The organism is Caulobacter sp. S45, from assembly GCF_009765965.1.
Lineage (GTDB): Bacteria > Pseudomonadota > Alphaproteobacteria > Caulobacterales > Caulobacteraceae > CAHJWH01.
The window spans coordinates 907,626-925,125 of the sequence record NZ_LMUL01000014.1 but is presented as its reverse complement, the minus strand read 5'-3'; the positions used below and the strand labels follow the sequence as shown (position 1 = coordinate 925,125).

The window sequence follows — 17,500 nt, the reverse complement described above, 5'->3', positions numbered from 1 at the left end:
CGCAGCCGCTCAATGGAAGTCGCGCGACGGCGGCATGATGCGGACGTTGCGGGGGTGGACGCCGGCGCGGCGGGGAGCCGAGGGTTTGCGGGTCGGCGCTGCGTCGCCGAACATCAGCTCGCCCAGGTCCAGTTGCGGCTCGGCCAAGCCCTTCAGCCCCGCGCTGCGGTCGCACAGCCGGTGGACCAGGACGTGGATCACCTCCTTGGCGTCGGGCGCGCGTTGGATGCGGCCGTGGGCCTCGATCAGGCGGGCGGACATGATGGTCTTGCGGAACAGCTCGAACACCTTGGGCAGCACCACCAGGTTGGCCACCCCGGTCTCGTCCTCGATGGTTATGAAGCAGACCTCGCCGGTTCCCGGTCGCTGGCGCACCAGCACCACCCCCGCCACGCTGGCGGCTGAGCCGTCGTCCATCGAGGCAAGCCCGGCACAGGGCAGGATGGCCTTGGCGGCGAACGAGGCGCGCAGGAAGTCCATCGGGTGGGCCTTCAGCGACAGCCGCGTGGTCTGGTAGTCGGCCACCACGTGCTCGCTCGGCGCCATCCGGGGCAGGTGGACGGTGGGTTCGGTATCGGGCAGGGCGGTCAGCAGCGGCGCCGGCGCAGCGCGCGACAGACCCCGCACCCGCCACAGCGCGGCGCGCCGGTCCAGCCCGATGGAACGCATGGCGTCCGCCTCGGCCAGGGTTTGCAGGTGCGAGGGCGTCAGGCGGGCGTGGCGGACCAGGGCGTCGAAATTCTCGAAAACCGCATGATCGCCTGCTGCGCGCGGCAGGCGCCCCCGTGCCGTCTCCAGAGCCTTGGCCGCATCTTCGGGAAAGCCGTCGATCCGGCCCAGGCCCAGCCGCAGCACCGGCCGATCCCGGGCCTCGCCTGGCTCCAGGGTGCAGCCCCAGTTGCTGAAGTTCACATCGGCCGGGCGCACCTCGACATCGTGCTCTCGGGCGTCGCGCACGATCTGGGCGGGGGCGTAGAAGCCCATGGGCTGGGAGTTGAGCAGGGCGCAGGCGAAGGCCGCGGGATGCAGGCACTTCAGCCAGGATGAGACATAGACCAGCTTGGCGAAGCTCACCGCATGGCTTTCCGGGAAACCGTAGGAGCCGAAGCCCTCGATCTGCTTGAAACAGGCCGCCGCGAAGTCCTCGGGATAGCCGCGCGCGATCATGCGGCTGGTCATCCGCTCGCGGTACTTGTCCATGCCGCCGGCGTTGCGGAAGGTGGCCATGGCGCGCCTGAGCCCGTCGGCCTCGGTCCCGCTGAATTCCGCCGCCACCATGGCGATCTGCATCACCTGTTCCTGGAACAGGGGCACGCCGCGGGTGCGCTTGAGCACCTCCTTCAGTTCGTCCTTCTTTCCGAACCCCTCACCCGGTTCGGGATAGTCGATCTGGTCTTCCGGAAGGTGGCGGCTCTTCAGGTAGGGATGCACCATGCCGCCCTGGATCGGCCCCGGCCGCACGATGGCGACCTCGATCACCAGGTCGTAGAACACAGTCGGTCTGAGCCGGGGCAGCATGTTCATCTGGGCCCGGCTCTCGATCTGGAACACGCCGATGGTGTCGCCCCTGGAGACCATGGCGTAGACCTTGAGAGCCTCTTCCTGCTTGCGGCGCGTCAGTTCGCCAGGCTCCACGCTATTCTGATCTTCAGGGGGATCGCCCGCCTGTTCGTCGATCTCGGCCATGTCGGTCACGTCCGACAGGTCATGCCGGTTCAGCAGGTTCAGGGCGCGCTTGATGCAGGTCAGCATCCCCAGGGCCAGGACGTCGACCTTGGAGATGTCCAGCGCGTCGATGTCGTCCTTGTCCCATTCGATGAAGGTGCGGTCGGGCATGGCGCCGTTGAGGATCGGCACGGTGTCGTCCAACCGGTCTTGGGTCAGGATGAAGCCGCCGACGTGTTGGGACAGGTGGCGAGGGAACTCGATCAGTTGGCGGGTCAGGTCTACTGCCTGTAGGATGGTCGGGTTGGTCGGATCGAGCCCGGCCTGGCGGATGTGGCCGTTGGGCGGCATGTCGCCCCAGCTGCCCCAGACCATGCCGGCGAGCGCGGAAGTCACGTCCTCGGTCAGGCCCAGCGCCTTGCCCACCTCGCGGATGGCGCTGCGCGGGCGGTAGTGGATCACCGTGGCGCAGATGGCGGCGCGCTCGCGGCCATAGCGGTTGTAGACGTACTGGATCACCTCCTCGCGCCGTTCGTGCTCGAAATCCACGTCGATGTCGGGGGGCTCCAGCCGCGCTTCGGAGAAGAAGCGTTCGAACAGCAGGTTGAACTTCTCCGGGTTCACCGAGGTCACGCCCAGGCAGTAGCAGACCACGCTGTTGGCCGCCGATCCGCGCCCCTGGCACAAGATGCCCCGGTCGCGGGCGAAGCGGACCAGGTCGTGCACGGTCAGGAAGTAGCTGGCGTAGTCCCGCGAGGCGATGAAGGCGAATTCCTGGGCCAGCATCGCCTTGACCTTGTCCGGCACGCCGTCCGGATAGAGGTGCGGCGGATAGCGCCAGTCCGCGCCCGCCCAGGCCAGCGCCTCCAGATGCTGTTGCGGCGTCTTGCCGGGTGGAGTGGGTTCGCTGGGATAGGGCGTGCGGACCTGCTTGAGATCGAAGTCGCAGAGCGCCAGCAGGCGCTGGGTCTCAAGGATAGCGTCGGGATGGTCGCGGAACAGGCGCGCCATCTGCTGGCGGGACTTCAGATGGCGCTCGGCGTTGGGTTGAAGGTGGCGGCCGGCCTGCGCCACGGTGACGTGCTCGCGGATACAGGTCATCACATCCTGCAAGGGGCGGCGTTCATGCGCGTGATAGAGCACGTCGTTGACCGCCAGCAGCGGCGCGTCCGCGTTTTCCGCGAGCCTCGCCAGGGCGTCGAGGCGGCGCGCGTCGGCGGGGCCGTAGCCCATGGCGGCGGCGAGCCAGACCTGACCGGGATTGGCCTCGACCAGCCGCTCCAGCGTCGCGCGGCACGTTTCCATCGGGCCGGCGGTTGGCGGAACCAGCGCCAGGGACAGGCCGCGGCTCTTGTGCAGCAGGTCGTCCAAGACCAATACGCAGTCGCCCTTCTTCACGCCCGGCTTGGTGTTGGCGTGGGTCAGCAGGCGCGATAGCCGGCCATAGGCCTCGCGGTGCTGGGGGAAGGCCAGTACGTCCGGCGTCCCGTCGGCGAACACCAGCCGCACGCCCACGACGTATTTGAAGGCTTCGAGCCGCTTCAGCGCCTCCGGGTCGGCCTCGTCGGAGCCTTCCGCGTAGGCCCGTATTAGCTTCTTGATCCGGGAGAAGGGCCGCACCACGCCGGCCAGGGTGTTGCGATCCGCCACCGCCATGCCGGTGTGGCCGAGCGCCAGCGCCCTCTCCAGCAACTCCTCTGGATGGGACGCGCCGCGCAGGAAGGAGAAGCAGGTGGAGACCGCGAACTCCGCATAGTCGGGCGCGTCGTTCATCCGAACAGGCCGTGCAGGCGCCATGTCGGTGTAGGCGGCGGCTCGGGCGGCGCATCCTTATCGAGCGGCGGCTTTCCCGGCCTTGCGGCGGGCGACGCGTCGTAGCGATGCTGGCGGAACACCCAGTAGCGGCGACCGGTCTCGTCCTCCAGGCGGTAGTAGTCGCGAACGGACGCGTCCGCATCGTCCAGCGCCCATTCCGGTTCGATCCGCTCGGGACCTTCGGCGCGGACCACGGTGCGGACCACGCGCCGCCAGGTGAAGCGGCGCGGTGGGCCTTCAGGCGCCTCGGCCATGGGCACGTCGATGCGCTGGGGCGGGGTGAACAGGCGCAACGGCCGTAGCGGCGCGCTTTCGAACCGGGCGGGGGCTTCGGCGCTCCAGTCCACGGGTGCGCCAAGGGCGACGGCCTTGCAGGCGCGTTTCGGCCGGTGGGCGTCGCCCGGCGCCAGGCGCACGATCCGGGCGCCGGTGCGTGCGGCCAGGCGGTCGGCGAGATCGGCCAGGGCCTCGGTCCCGCCGGCGAGGTCGCCTACGTCCAGCAGGTCGGCGGCCTCTGGCCTCAGGGCGTCGGCGACCTCGGCGGTCAGGCGGAGTTGGTCGAAACCGAAATCCGCCTCCAGCCCCTCGTTAAGCCCTGCCAGCCGCTCGGCGAACAGGGCGGCGATGCGGCGGGCGTCGCTGAGCGGTGCGCCGGTCGCCACTCCCAGCCGTTTCACCGCCCCGTCGACCCGGAACAGGTCCAGCCGGAACCGGCGACCGCCCATCCCACGCGTGTCCAGGGCTGTGACCAGGTCGGCGGCCAGATCAGCGGTCACTTGCAGCACCTGGGTCTCGTCGGCGATCGGCTCGAACATCCTGCGCTGGGCCATGAAGCGGGGCGCCTCAAGCTTCAGGTCGAGCGGACCGGCGCGCAGGCCCATCGCCTCGTCCAGCCGGTGCAGCGCCGCCTCTCCCAGGCGGCGGCCCAGGGCGGCGCGGGGTATGTCCTGGATCTGGCCGATGCGCTTGAGGCCCAGGTGGCGCAGCACCTCGACGCTGTCGGCTTCGATGCGCAGGGCGGCGATGGGGAGATCGGCTAAGGCTTCGGCTCGCACGCCGATGGGGACCACGCCGCCGCGCCCGAACCGGGCTGTGGCGTAGGCCAAACCCGGCGTGTCGGCCACCGCCAGGCGCAGGTTGAAGGCGAACCGCGCGGCGATCTCGGCCAGCAGCGCCGCCTCGCCGCCGAACAGGTCCGCGCAGCCGGTGAGGTTCAGGTCGATCCCGTCCGGCGCGTGCAGAGCCAGCGCCGGGGTGTAGCGGCGGCAGGCCTCCGCCAGCCGCTCCAGCAGGGCGAGGTCGGCGGCCGGGTCGGCCTCGACCATCCGCAGGCCCGGCGTGCGGGCGCGGGCGTCGGCCAGGGTCATGCCGGCGCCGAGGCCCTCGCGTTCGGCCGTCCTATCGACCGCCGTGAGCCGCAACGCGCCCTTCTGCTTCTCCGCCAGCACCAGGGGCGCGGTCGCCGGGGAAGGCCGCGAACGGTGCGTCCGATTGGTGGACAGGCGTGAGAACCACAGGTGGGCGTAGCGGCGTGGCAAGGCGGAAAGCTTCATCTTCGCTGCTCCATTCCAGGGTCCAGCGCCCCGGCCGGCCGAGACGATTGCGAACAAGTTCGAGGTCGAGCGTGGGGCCGCCAAGATAGCGGCGTGGCGCGCGGCTGGGCGCGGTGGCGACGCGCCAGCGGCTCATGGCGGCGCTGGTCCCGTCCAGGTCTGGGGTGAGCAGCAGGGTCAGGGTCGAGGTCTGCTGGGCGTGGACGTTGAGCCGCTGGGTCAGGGCCAGGTCGAGCTTGCGGGCGCCGCGCCGCAGGTCGCCCACCACCGCGCAGACCGCGCCCGAGCGGGTCGCTTCGTCCACGATCCTCAGCGCCTCCGCCCCGTCGCGAGCCGAGACCAGGGCCAGCCGGCCGGGATCCAGGCCCAGCGCATGCAGGCCCGGGCCGTACAGCGCGCCATCCTCCTGCAATGTCTCCGCCTCCTGCACCAGCAGGGCCGAACGGTCGGGCCACGCCTTGAACAGGCGCGCCAGCAGCAGGACGGCGAAGACGGCCACAGCCGTCCGGTCGCCCGGCCCCGCCGCAGCCTGATGCGCCCCGAACGCCAGCCCGCCCAGGCCAAAGCGTGTGTCCACAGCCTCTGGTCCAAAGCTCAGCGCGCGTTTGAGACCCGCCGCGCCGATGTCTTCGGCGCGCAGCCCGCCACGCGCCCTGCGCCCGCTTTTGAGCGTATTACGTTCGATGGCCGAGATACGGCCGCGCAGATCGATAAGGTTGGGCGGCTGGAACATGGGAAAGGTTTGTTCTCTTTTCGTTCTTGATAGATTCCGAGTCCGGACCTCGGAGTCAACAGGCGAATCGGAAGGCGGGAGATATCGGCGGCGATGCGCGTTAGGGCTTGCGGACCTGAACCGGAGTCTGGATGACCGCCCACGACGCTTCTCCCGCCATCGTCTGGTTCCGGCGCGATCTCAGGCTCACCGATAATCCGGCGCTGCACACAGCAGTGCAGTCGGGGCGGCCGGTCATTCCGGTCTTCATCCTGGACACCCATAGTCCCGTGCGCGGGCCGGGCGCGGCCTCGTCCTGGTGGCTCGACAAGTCGCTCAAGGCCCTGGCCAAGGACCTGGCGGCGGCGGGGGCGCGGCTGGTCCTGCGCAAGGGTGATGCGGCGGCCTTGCTGCCCAGGCTGGTGCGCGAGACCGGGGCGGGGCTGGTCTGCTGGAACCGCAGCTACGAACCCCAGCTCGAACAGCGCGACGAAGAACTGGCCGATGGGCTCGGCCAGCACGGGATCGAGGTGCGGACCTCCAACGCCACCCTGCTGCAGGAGCCGACCGATGTGCGGACCAAGACCGGTGGTCCCTACAAGGTGTTCACGCCGTTTTGGAACACGGCCTCTCCCCTGGTCGGGGACATCCACCTCCATCGCGCGCCGTCCAAGCTGAAGCCGCCCGGCGCGTGGCCGGCCTCTGACGCCCTGGAGGATTGGAAGCTGCATCCCTCTGGTCCCGACTGGTCGACGGGGTTCGAGGACTGGACGCCGGGCGAGGCGGGAGCCAAGGCGCGGCTCGACGCCCTGCTATCCAAGGCGCTGGAAGGCTATCCCGAGGGCCGCGACCGCCCGGCGATCGAGGGTGGGTCGCGCCTGTCGCCGCACCTGGCCTGGGGTGAGATCGGCCCGCGCCAAGTCTACACCGCCGTCGAGCGGGCCGGCGCCGTGCATCCGAACCTGAAGCCCCAAGCCGACAAGTTCCTGGCCGAGATCGGCTGGCGGGAGTTCAACTACAACCTGCTCGACCAGCAGCCGGAGCTGGCCGAATGCAACTTCCGCAGCAACATGGACGGTCTGAAGTGGCGGCGCAGTCCGTCGGCGCTTAGGGCCTGGACGCAGGGTATGACCGGCTATCCGATCGTGGACGCCGGCATGCGCCAGCTCTGGATCACCGGCTGGATGCACAACCGGGTGCGGATGATCGTCGCCTCCTTCCTGGTCAAGCACCTGCTGATCGACTGGCGGCAGGGGGAGGGGTGGTTCTGGGACTGCCTGGTCGACGCCGATCCTGCCAACAACACCGCCAACTGGCAGTGGAGCGCGGGCGTGGGCGCGGACGCCCAGCCCTTTTTCCGCATCTTCAACCCCATGGCCCAGGGCGAGAAGTTCGATCCGGGCGGCAACTATGTCCGCCGGTGGATTCCCGCGCTCGCCAAGCTGGACCGGCGATACATCCATGCCCCGTGGACGGCCCCCGCGGATGATCTGCGCAAGGCTGGAATCAAGTTGGGTGAGACCTATCCCGGGCCCATCGTCGAGCACGAGGCGGCCCGAAAGCGGGCCCTGGAGGCGTTGCGCAACGCGCGAGGCGGCCACGCCTGAGCCATGACGAGCCGTCCCGTTCCACGCAAGCTTGGCCGGATACAAGTGGGCGCTGAACGCAAGATCGTCATGAACACGCCCTTGTGTCGCATGAGTTTGCGCGCCTAAACTGGGTTATCGTCGCGCGGGGCGTACAAATCTGTCGCCGATTCCGTGTTCAAATCTCTTTTCCAGCACCTTGCCAGATAGGGCGTTCGCCGCGGCCGAAGCGCCGCCGTGTTGGTCGCGATACTCTGGGCTTTCTTGCAGAACTCGATCGTGAGGACGGCGCGGTTTGGCGGAACATGGCGTGAGCGAGGTCATCACGGCGATCGGCTGGGCCCTGTTGGCCTTCTCGCTGATCGGCGCCCTTTACACCTTCGCGTCGGGCTGGGCCGTCGGATGGTTCTTTTCGCGCCAGCCGGCGGCTGAGGCCAGCCTTCCCCCGGTGACGATCCTAAAGCCGCTGCATGGGGACGAGCCGGGGCTGCGCGCCTGCCTGGAGGGCTTCTGCACCCAGGACTATCCTTCTCCGATCCAGATCATCTTCGGCGTGCGCGACCCGTTCGACCCCGCGATCCAGGTCGTAAGGGCGCTGGCCGCCGACTTCCCCCGCCTCGATATCGAGATGGTGATCGACGACCGGGTCTATGGCGCGAACCTGAAGATTTCCAACCTGGTCAACATGGAGCGTTTGGCCAAGCATCCCGTGATCGTCGTCGCCGACAGCGACGTCAGCGTCAGCCCGGACTATCTCCGTCGATTGGCGGCGGCGCTCTCGCCGTCCGAGGTGGGTTACGTCTCCTGCGCCTTCGTGGGCGTGCCGACCGGGACCTTGTGGTCGAAGCTCTCCGCCATGGCGATCAACTATCACTTCCTGCCGAGCGTGGCGTTCGGGCTCGGCATCCGGCTGGCCAAGCCTTGCTTCGGGCCGACCATGGCCTTCCGCAGGGACGTGCTGGACCAGGCGGGCGGCTTCATTCGCTTCGTCGACCATCTGGCGGACGACTATGAGATCGGTCAGGCCATCCGTGATCTCGGCTACGGCTTCGCCATTCCTCCGATGACCATCGGCCACGGATGTCCGGAGCGGAGCGGTCGCAGCCTGATCACCCACGAGCTGCGGTGGGCGCGCACGATCCGGTTGATCGACCCGGCCTCCTATGCCGGCAGCATCGTCTGCCACCCCGCGATCTCCGTTCTGGCCGCCGTCCTGCTGTTGCATGGCTCGGTTGCTAGTCTGGTCGCGCTTGGGGTCGTCTGCCTGTCGCGAATCTATGTGATGGTGATGGTGGACCGCGCCTTGAACGCCAAGCTGGGTCTTTGGTGGATGGCGCCCATAAGGGATCTCCTCTCCGTGGCGATCTATCTGTCGGCCTATGTGGGGAAGACCGTGATGTGGCGAGGCCGTCGTTTCCGGATCGGCACCGCTGGCAAGCTGATCCCGCACGATCGCAACCCGGCCCTCGCGCGACGGGCTCCGGTGTTGACGGTGGAGAGCGTCCATCACGCCGTTGATCGCCATGTCGTGTCGCAGGAGCCTTCGTTTCCCGCGTGATTGCGCCTGACGCTGACCGCTTGTCCGCCGAGGACCCGGCGCAGACAGGTTGCGAGGCGGATTCCGTCGACCCTTCCCCCGATACCAAGGCGGGCGGACGAGCCTATCTTCGCCTCCTTTTCGCGCTGCTGATCTTCGTCGGTGCGCTGGTCGTCCTGGCGCTGTTCGCCCATTTCAGCTGGCGTGCGGTCGCCGCGTCCCTGGCGACGCTGGGGCTCGGCGGCTTTGCGCTGTACTGCGGCTACACTCTGGCGATCTTCTGCCTGCTGGGTTGGTCCTGGTACGTCATCGTGCCGGCCCTGCCGCTGCGCCACCTGCCGGCCTTCATCTTCGGGCGCCTCATGCGCGAGGTCGCCTCCGACATCCTGCCCTTCTCCCAACTCGGAGGGTTCGTCGTCGGCGCGCGCGGCGCGACCGTCCTGGGCGCGCCGCTGGTGAGTTCGGTCGCCTCCTCCATCGTCGATCTCGCAGCCGAGATCGTGGGCCAGCTGATGTTCACGGCGGTGGGCGTGGTGATCCTGGCCGTCGACGCGCCGAAAGGGTTTCCCCACAAGCTGTTGGATCCGATCCTGGCGGTCGGGCTCGCCGTGGGCGTGATCACCGCGACGCTTTTCATCTTTTCGCAGCGGCTGGGTCTGGGACTGCTGAACAGGTTCAGTTCGAGCTGGCCCAAGGCGATCCGCAACAGCATCTCCTCGATCCAGGTCGCGCTGAAGGACCTCTACGCCCATCCGATGCGCGTCGTCGCCTCCATCCTGCTGCACTTCGCCGCCTGGATCGGGGCTGCGGGCGGTGTCTGGTGGGTGCTGGGCTGGATGGGTTCGCCGCTGAGTTTCCCATCGGTGATTGCGATGGAGAGCCTGATCTACCTGCTGCGCAGCGCGGCCTTCTTCGTGCCGGGCGCGGTGGGCGTGCTCGAGGGCGGCTATGTCCTGCTCGGGCCCGTGTTCGGTCTGAACGCCGAAGTGGCGCTCAGCCTTTCCCTGATCAAGCGCGGTCGCGACCTGGCGATCGGGTTGCCCGCGGTTCTGGTCTGGCAGGTGCTCGAGGGACGGCGCTTGCTCGGGCGGCGCAAATCCGCGGACGGTCGCGAGGAGCGCCTTAAAGCGTCCGCGATGGTGAGGTGAGAGCGGAAGGTTTAAGTTGGTAAGCGAGGACGGCCTACGCGTCTTCGCTCGCCATGACCTTGGCCCGCTTGGCCTTCTTGCCGCCGCCGAGCTGGGTCGGGCGCGCGCCCTGTTTGGCGCGGTCGAGCACGAACTTGGCGTAGTCGTCCATGTCGCCGTCGAACGGCTTCACCTGTCCGTCGGCCGCCAGCCACAGCCGGTCGGCGACCAGTTCCATGAGGGAGCGGTCGTGGGTGATCAGGATCACCGCGCCCTCATAGTCGTTCAGCGCGTCGAGCAGGGCGCGGCGGCTGTCGATGTCGAGGTGGTTGGTGGGTTCGTCCAGGATCAGCATGTGCGGCGCGTTCATCGCCACCAGGTTCAGCAACAGGCGCGCGCGCTCGCCGCCGGACAGGTTCTCGACCGTGGTCTCCTGCTTGTCGAAGCCCAGGCCGAACTGCGCCAGACGCGAACGGCGGGCGTTCTCGGTCGCCTCCTTCATTTCGCGGCGGATGATCTCCAGAGGGGTGTCGGTGGGGTCGAGCGCCTCGATCTGGTGCTGGTGGAACCAGCCGACCTGGATGCGGCGCTCGCGGTGCATCTGGCCCGACATGATCGGCAGGGCGCCGGCGACCATCTTGGCGAAGGTGGACTTGCCCGCCCCGTTGACGCCGAGCAGGCCGATGCGGTCGTCCACGTCCATCCGCAGGTTCAGCCCGCGCAGGATCGCCTCGCCGCCATAACCCACCGAAGCGTCGTCCAGCTTCAATAGCGGCGGGGCCAGCGGCCGGGCCGGCGAGGGTAGGCTGAAGGGCGCGACGCGGTCCGACAGCATCTCGGCGATGGGTGCCAGCTTGGCCAGCCGCTTGACCCGCGACTGGGCCTGGGCGGCCTTGCTGGCCTTGGCCTTGAAGCGGTCGATGAAGCTCTGCAGGTGGGCGCGCTCGGCCTCCTGCTTGACGCGGGTGGCGGCCTGCAGCCGGCTCTTCTCCGCCAGCCGGCGTTCGAAGTCGTCGTAGCCGCCGGTGTACAGCTCCAGCTTGCCGCCCTGGATGTGCAGGATGAAGTCGACCGAGTTGTTCAGCAGCTCGCGGTCGTGGCTGATGATCAGGGCGGAGTGGGGATAGCGCTTCAGCCGCGCTTCCAGCCACAGGGCGCCTTCCAGGTCGAGATAGTTGGTCGGTTCGTCCAGCAGCAGCAGGTCGGGTTCGGCGAACAGGGCCGCCGCCAGGGCCACGCGCATCCGCCAGCCGCCGGAGAACTCCGACATCGCCCGGTCCAGGTCGGCGGTGGAGAAGCCTAGCCCGCTGAGGATTTCCGCGGCGCGGGCGGGCGCGCGGTCGGCGTCGATCTCGATCAGCCGAGCCCAGATCTCGCCGATCCGTTCGGGCTCGGCGGTGTCGAGTTCGGCATAGAGCCCGCTGCGCTCCAGATCGGCGGCCAGGATGGTCTCGATCAGGCTGACCGGCGTGGCCGGATGCTCCTGCGCCACCGCCGCAATGCGGGCGGTGCGCGGGATCTCGATGCTGCCCCCGTCCGACTGAAGTTCGCCCAGGATCAGCTTGAACAGGGTGGACTTGCCCACCCCGTTGCGCCCGGCCAGGCCGACCTTGGCCTTGGGCGGGATCGAGACGCTGGCCTGGTCGAAGAACCGGCGGCCCCAGGCGTTGAAGACGAGGCTATCGATCTGCAGCATGGATCAACCGTTCCAGGGTTTGCCATTGGGTTTGCCGTTCGGCTTGGCCTTGCGCGGCTTGCCGCCCTGCAGCTTGGCGTCCTGGCGCTTGGAGGTCTGCGGGCCCGCGCCGCCATGGGGCTTGGCGTAGGGTTTCGCATAGGGCTTGCCCTGGGGACGAGGCGCAGGCGCCGTGCGGACCTCGTCGGTATCGTGGAAGGGCAGCGGCTCGGACCGGGCCTGCGGCTTGGCGTACGGCTTGGCGTGGGGACGCGGGCTGGGCGCCGGGTGGGCGTCGCCCCCATTCCTGAACGGCTGCGGCTCGTGGGCCTTGGCGTAGGGCTTTGCGTACGGTTTGGACTGCGGGCGAGCGCTGTGCGCTGGGCGCGTATCGTCCCCACCCCGCGATTGCGCAGACGCGCCCTTGGCTTGATCACCGTAGGCGCGCTTGCCGGCGGGCGCGCGGTTGCGGTCGCGGGCGGCGGGCAGGTCGGGCTCGGCCAGGGGCTCGACATTGACCCCGGCGTCCGCGCCGGCCGCCTGGACGGCCGCGAAGAAGCGCTCCGCCGCCGTGCTCAGGATTTCGAAGCGGGTCTCGCGGTCGAACACCCGGATGGCGCCGATGTCGCTCTTGGTGATGTGGCCGAGCCGGCAGATCATCGGCAGCAGCCAGCGCGCCTCGGCGTTCTTGTTGCGGCCGATGTCGATCTTGAACCAGGACGTGTTCTCGAAGCCGGGCCGGGCGGCCGGACGCTCGACGCGCTCCGGCTCGTTGTCCACCAGGTCTTCCGCCGAGGGCAGGCTGGCGCGGCGGGCGCGCACCAGGGCGGCGACCACCTGTTCGGCGGAGGCGTCGGCCAGCAGGGCCTGGGCGATGGCGATGTCCTCTTCAGCCGCCTCGCCGGTGGGGCGGAGCTGTTCCAGCAGCCGCTCCTGGTCCTTGGCGCGGATCTCGTCGGAGGAGGGCGGGGTCATCCAGGTGGCCTGGACGTTGGCGGTGCGGAACAGCGCTTCCGCCCGGCGGCGACGGGGATGGGGCACCAGGATGGCGGAGACGCCCTTGCGCCCGGCCCGGCCGGTGCGGCCCGAACGATGCTGCAGGGTCTCCGCGCCGGTGGGCAGATCGGCGTGGATCACCAGCTCCAGGTCGGGGATGTCGATGCCGCGCGCGGCGACGTCGGTGGCCACGCAGACCCGGGCGCGATGGTCGCGCAGGGCCTGTAGGGCGTGGGTGCGCTCGGTCTGGCTCAGCTCGCCCGACAGGGCCACCACCGAGAAGCCCCGTTCGACCAGGTTGGCGTGCAGGCGCCGCACCGCCTCGCGGGTGGCGCAGAACACCAGGGCCGCGTTCGGATCGAAATAGCGCAGCAGGTTGACCACGGCGTTCTCGGCGTCGCTGGGGGCGATGCGTACGGCGCGATAGTCGATGTCGGAATGGCCCTGCTCGCCCGTCGCCACGGTCAGGCGAAGGGCGTCGCGCTGGTAGCGCCGCGCCATGGCCACGATGGACGAAGGCAGGGTGGCGGAGAACAGCAGGGTGCGGCGCTCGGTCGGCGCGGCGTCGAGGATGGCTTCCAGCTCCTCGCGGAAGCCGAGGTCCAGCATCTCGTCGGCCTCGTCCAGCACGGCGGCGCGCAGGCTGGTGAGCCGCAGCTGGCCACGCTCGATGTGGTCGCGCAGGCGTCCGGGCGTGCCGACGACGATGTGCGCGCCGGCGGACAGCGCCCGCTGTTCGCGGCGAGGGTCCATGCCGCCGACGCAGGAGACGACGGTCGCGCCGGCCGCGGCGTAGAGCCATTCCAGCTCGCGCTGGACCTGCAGCGCCAGTTCGCGCGTCGGGGCCACGATCAGCGCCAGGGGTTCGCCCGCGCGCGGCATCCGCTCGTTTTCACCGAGCAGGTCGCCTGCCAGCGCCAGGCCGTAGGCCACGGTCTTGCCCGAGCCGGTGCGGGCGGAGACCAGCAGGTCTCGGCCGGCGGCCTCGGGCTGGGTCACCGCGAGTTGGACGGGCGTTAGGTCTGCGTAGCCGCGCGCGGCGAGCGCCTGCGCCAGCGCCGGGGGAAGGGTTGGTATGGACATTGTCATTCTTGAAAGCGGCGGCGCATGGAGCGGCCTTGAGGCCGGGCGCGCCAAACAGGGCATGTAGCCCGATACGCCACTTTTCACAAGACGACGGCGGCGAACGGATCGACGCGGTCTGTTCGATAAGGGGGAAGATGGGGTAAGCGGGCCTATGACCACCCTCTACATCGACGCCGACGCCTGCCCGGTGAAGGACGAAGTCTACCGCGTGGCCGAGCGTTACGCCCTGCCGGTGTTCGTGGTCTCCAACAGCTGGATACGCATCCCGCGCGATCCTCGCATCACCTCGGTCGTGGTCGACGAGGGGCCCGACGTGGCCGACGACTGGATCGCCGAGCGCGCGGTCGGGGGCGACGTGGTGATCACCGCCGACATCCCCCTGGCCGAGCGGGCGCTGAAGGCCGGCGCCCAGGCGCTGCATCCCACCGGCCGGGTGTTCACCCCCGACAATATCGGCGGCGCCTTGGCGTCGCGTGCGGTGGGCGAGCACCTGCGCTCGGTGGGCGAGATCACCGGTGGCCCGAAGCCGTTCTCCGCGCCCGACCGCTCACGTTTCCTCCAGGCGCTGGACACGGCGGTGGTGAAGGCGCGGCGGCGCTAATCCCGGTCTTCCACCTTCTGCGCCCGTTCCTGGGGGCGGGTCAGAAATCTTCCCAGGTCTCCACCGCGCTCGCCACCCGCTCGCGCAGCATCGCGACAGGACCGCCGCCCGACGAAGCGACAGCTCGGCGCGCGGGACGAGGGGGCTGAGGCTTGGCGGCCTGGGGCCTGGATGGCGTGGCGGTGGATGCAGGAGCTTCCGCGCTGACCTGGAAGCGGGCGAGCAGGCGACGCAGTTCGTCGGTCTCCTGGGTCAGGTTGTGGCTGGCGGCGGTGGACTGTTCCACCATGGCCGCGTTCTGCTGGGTCACCTGGTCCATCTGGTTGATGGCGGTGTTGACCTGATTGAGGCCGCTGGCCTGTTCCTGGGCCGAGATGGCGATCTCGGCCACCACCGTGTTGATTTCCGCCACCTGGGTGACGATCCGCTCCAGCGCCTGGCCAGTCTCGCCGACCAGGCTGACGCCCGCCGTCACCTGTTGGGCCGAAGCCTGGATCAGGCCCTTGATCTCCTTGGCGGCCTCGGCCGAGCGCTGGGCCAGCGCCCGCACTTCGGAAGCGACCACCGCGAAGCCGCGACCCGCATCTCCGGCCCGAGCGGCCTCGACCCCGGCGTTGAGCGCCAGCAGGTTGGTCTGGAAGGCGATCTCGTCGATCACTCCGATGATATTCCCGATCTGGCGGGAGGACTGTTCGATCCCGCTCATGGCCGCCACCGCTTCGCGCACGACAGCGCCCGACCGCTCGGCGTCGGTCTTGGTCGCGCCGACCACGATTCGGGCGTGGGTGGCCCCTTCGGCGGTCTTCTTCACCGTGGCGGTGATCTGATCCAGGGCGGCGGCGGTCTCTTCGAGACTGGCGGCCTGCTGTTCGGTGCGGTTGGACAGGTCGTCGGCGGCCGAGGTGATCTCGCCGGCGCCGAACCGGATCGCGGCGGCGTTGACGCCCACCACCTGGATCGCCTGATCGAGCTGCTCCAGCGCCGAGTTGAAGTCGTGGCGAAGCTTTTCGTAGGCTTCTGGGAGAGCCTGGTCGAGCCGGAAGGTGAGGTCCCCGGCGGCCACCCGCTCCAGCCCCGTGCCGATCGAATTGGTCACCAGCACCTGTTGCTGGGTGATCGCCGCCTCTTCGGCGCGTTGGCGGTCTTCCCCGGACTGCCGCTGCATGTCGAGCGCATCGGCGTCGGCCTTGATCTTGGCGGCGGTGTTGTCGCGGAAGGTGAACATCGCCTTGGTCAGGCGGCCCACGCAGTCGGCGTAGTTGGTGTACTGGATCGGACTGTCGAGGTCGCCTGCCGCCAGCTTCTCCATCCGCACGACGGTGCCGACATAGGGCGTGGTGATGATCTTGTTCAGGGCGTATCCAAGCCCGAGGGAAACGGCGATCACCCCGACCGAGGCCCAGGCGAGTTCGGTCTGCGCCTGCGCCAACACTCGAGCACCGCCAGGCCCGACGGCGCCGGCGAACTGGGAAAGCGTCCACCAGCCGACCCCGAGCGGTACGACGGTCAGGGCCGTGGTCAGGCCGAAGCTTATGGTCAGCTTGCGCTTGATCGGCGCTCGTTCACGAAACCAGGTCAGCATTTTCGCAAGCCCCCAAGATCCCGGCGATCGCCGTGGCGCGAAGCGTATTGCTTGCAAAAGCCAGGCTTTGGCAATTTCGCCCCCATAGGTTGCATATGAATCCCTTAATTCCGAAATAACCCTTAACGATGATCCGGGCGGCGGAGACGCGCCCCGGCTTTCGGCCGCCTTGGTGTGAACCAAGGGGGCGTGTAGAGCCTTTGGACAACAGGACTGAACTTGGGAGCGGAGCGCTGCATTCGTGGACGGTGAGACGGATCGACAGCGACTGAGTCTGGCGCTCGTGCAGGTGGGCGGAGGCGACAAGGCGGCGCTCCGGCGGGTCTACGATCAGACCTCGGCGAAACTATTCGGCGTCTGCCTTCGTATCTTGAGAGATCGGAACGAAGCTGAGGACGTCTTGCAAGAGGTCTATGTCACTGTTTGGAGGCGCGCAGGCTCGTTCGATCCCGAACGCGGCGTCAGCCCGATCACGTGGCTGGCGACCCTGGCCCGCAACCGCGCCATCGACCGGCTGCGGGCGAGCAAGGCGCATCTGAGCCGGCCGCTGGAACTGGCGGCCGAGGCCCCCGATCCCGCGCCGCTCGCCAGCGCCAGCCTGGAGCGGGACGAGGCGCACCGCCGCCTGGCCGTCTGCCTGGGCGAGCTGGAGCCCGAGCACGCGGCCTATATCCGCGGCGCCTTCTTCGATGGCCACACCTACGCCTCGCTGGCGGACGCCGCGGGCGCGCCGCTGGGCACCATGAAGAGCTGGATCCGTCGGGCGCTGCTGCGCCTGCGGACGTGTCTGGACCAATGAGCGGTCGCGACGAGAGCCTGGGCGAAGACGGCGACATGACCGCCGCCGAGCACGCCCTGGGCGTGCTGGAGGGAGCTGAACGCCAGGCCGCCGAGCATCGCCTCGCCGCCGATCCCCATTACGCGCGCGACGTGGGCGCCTGGGAAACCCGGTTGACGGGACTGATCGACGAGGTCCGGGCTGAGCCGCCGCCGACCGGCCTGTGGGCGCAGATCGTGCGCCGCCTGGAAGGTGGGGGCGCCGTGGTGGAGCTTCGCCTGCGCCGCAGCCTCGCCCTGTGGCGCGGCGGGGCGCTGGCGGCCATGGCCGTGGCCGCGACCCTGGCGGTCGTCGTGGTCATGCCGCACCCGCAACCGGCCGCGGCCCCGGTGCTGACCGCGCGGCTGACCGGGACCAAGGGGCCGACCGTGTTCGTCGCGGTGTTCAATCCCAACCAGCACGAGATCATGTTGATGCCGGCCACAGTGACCGCATCCCCCGACCGTTCGCCGGAGCTGTGGCTGATCCCGGTGGGCGGAAAGCCGATCTCGCTCGGCGTCGCGGCGTTCCAACGCGCGGTCAAGCTGAGCTCGGACGCCCGTATCCAAGGGTTCGGTAGCGGCACGCTGGCGATCTCGATCGAGCCCAAGGGCGGTTCGCCGACAGGCCAACCGACGGGTCCGGTCGTCGCAACGGGCCAGCTGGAAAAGCTCTAGGGCGCGTCCTCATCGAGGATGGGTCGAGGCTCGTCACGGACGCGGACGCGCCGGTTCAGCAAGCGGACGTT

General features: G+C 69.1%; 11 protein-coding genes and 1 pseudogene. 6 read left to right on the top strand and 6 right to left on the bottom strand.

Going from position 1 to position 17,500, the window contains the following annotated elements; genetic code table 11:
* Nucleotides 1–9: 9 nt before the first annotated feature.
* The 3 genes from GSQ87_RS11285 to GSQ87_RS22745 are packed head-to-tail and all read right to left on the bottom strand — an operon-like array spanning nt 10 to nt 5,766.
* Nucleotides 10–3,438: an error-prone DNA polymerase gene (locus tag GSQ87_RS11285; protein ID WP_158915536.1), complete on the bottom strand. Its 3,429-nt coding sequence runs from the start codon at nt 3,436–3,438 to the stop codon at nt 10–12.
* Nucleotides 3,435–4,928 carry a DNA polymerase Y family protein gene (locus tag GSQ87_RS11280; protein ID WP_254063138.1) on the bottom strand — a complete coding sequence of 498 codons (1,494 nt, stop codon included), beginning with the start codon at nt 4,926–4,928 and terminating at the stop codon, nt 3,435–3,437. Before GSQ87_RS11280 ends, GSQ87_RS11285 begins: the two co-directional genes overlap by 4 nt.
* Complete coding sequence (locus tag GSQ87_RS22745) at nt 4,879–5,766, bottom strand: ImuA family protein (protein ID WP_254062889.1); 888 nt, start codon at nt 5,764–5,766, stop codon at nt 4,879–4,881. Before GSQ87_RS22745 ends, GSQ87_RS11280 begins: the two co-directional genes overlap by 50 nt.
* A 131-nt stretch (nt 5,767–5,897) precedes the next feature.
* On the opposite strand from GSQ87_RS22745, the gene GSQ87_RS11275 reads away from it, so the two are divergent.
* From GSQ87_RS11275 to GSQ87_RS11265, 3 genes are all read left to right on the top strand, one after another.
* On the top strand, nt 5,898–7,352 hold the full coding sequence (locus GSQ87_RS11275) for a deoxyribodipyrimidine photo-lyase (RefSeq protein WP_158915534.1): 1,455 nt from the start codon (nt 5,898–5,900) through the stop codon (nt 7,350–7,352).
* A gap of 289 nt (nt 7,353–7,641) precedes the next feature.
* Nucleotides 7,642–8,889: a bacteriohopanetetrol glucosamine biosynthesis glycosyltransferase HpnI gene (hpnI, locus tag GSQ87_RS11270; RefSeq protein ID WP_158915533.1), complete on the top strand. Its 1,248-nt coding sequence runs from the start codon at nt 7,642–7,644 to the stop codon at nt 8,887–8,889.
* A 20-nt stretch (nt 8,890–8,909) separates the two neighbouring features.
* Nucleotides 8,910–10,016 carry a lysylphosphatidylglycerol synthase domain-containing protein gene (locus GSQ87_RS11265; protein ID WP_158915532.1) on the top strand — a complete coding sequence of 369 codons (1,107 nt, stop codon included), beginning with the start codon at nt 8,910–8,912 and terminating at the stop codon, nt 10,014–10,016.
* Between the two features lie 88 nt (nt 10,017–10,104).
* On the opposite strand, the pseudogene GSQ87_RS11260 reads toward GSQ87_RS11265, so the two are convergent.
* Nucleotides 10,105–11,691, bottom strand: a pseudogene (locus GSQ87_RS11260) (ABC-F family ATP-binding cassette domain-containing protein); the annotation flags it as partial.
* A 3-nt stretch (nt 11,692–11,694) separates the two neighbouring features.
* Nucleotides 11,695–13,749 (bottom strand): DEAD/DEAH box helicase, encoded by a 2,055-nt coding sequence (locus tag GSQ87_RS11255; RefSeq protein ID WP_158915530.1) that lies wholly within the window; start codon nt 13,747–13,749, stop codon nt 11,695–11,697.
* A 154-nt stretch (nt 13,750–13,903) separates the two neighbouring features.
* Between GSQ87_RS11255 and GSQ87_RS11250 the strand changes: the two genes are divergently transcribed.
* Nucleotides 13,904–14,353, top strand: a complete 450-nt coding sequence (locus tag GSQ87_RS11250) for a YaiI/YqxD family protein (RefSeq protein ID WP_158915529.1) — start codon at nt 13,904–13,906, stop codon at nt 14,351–14,353.
* Nucleotides 14,354–14,393: 40 nt separating this feature from the next.
* Here GSQ87_RS11250 and GSQ87_RS11245 read toward each other — a convergent pair whose 3' ends face one another.
* Nucleotides 14,394–15,935 (bottom strand): methyl-accepting chemotaxis protein, encoded by a 1,542-nt coding sequence (locus GSQ87_RS11245; RefSeq protein WP_158915528.1) that lies wholly within the window; start codon nt 15,933–15,935, stop codon nt 14,394–14,396.
* A gap of 241 nt (nt 15,936–16,176) precedes the next feature.
* Between GSQ87_RS11245 and GSQ87_RS11240 the strand changes: the two genes are divergently transcribed.
* A complete protein-coding gene (locus GSQ87_RS11240) occupies nt 16,177–16,734 on the top strand; it encodes a sigma-70 family RNA polymerase sigma factor (protein WP_158915527.1) in 558 nt (185 codons plus the stop codon).
* Complete coding sequence (locus tag GSQ87_RS11235; RefSeq protein WP_158915526.1) at nt 16,731–17,429, top strand: anti-sigma factor domain-containing protein; 699 nt, start codon at nt 16,731–16,733, stop codon at nt 17,427–17,429. The genes GSQ87_RS11240 and GSQ87_RS11235 overlap by 4 nt, the downstream gene beginning before the upstream one ends.
* The last annotated feature ends 71 nt before the right edge of the window (nt 17,430–17,500 follow it).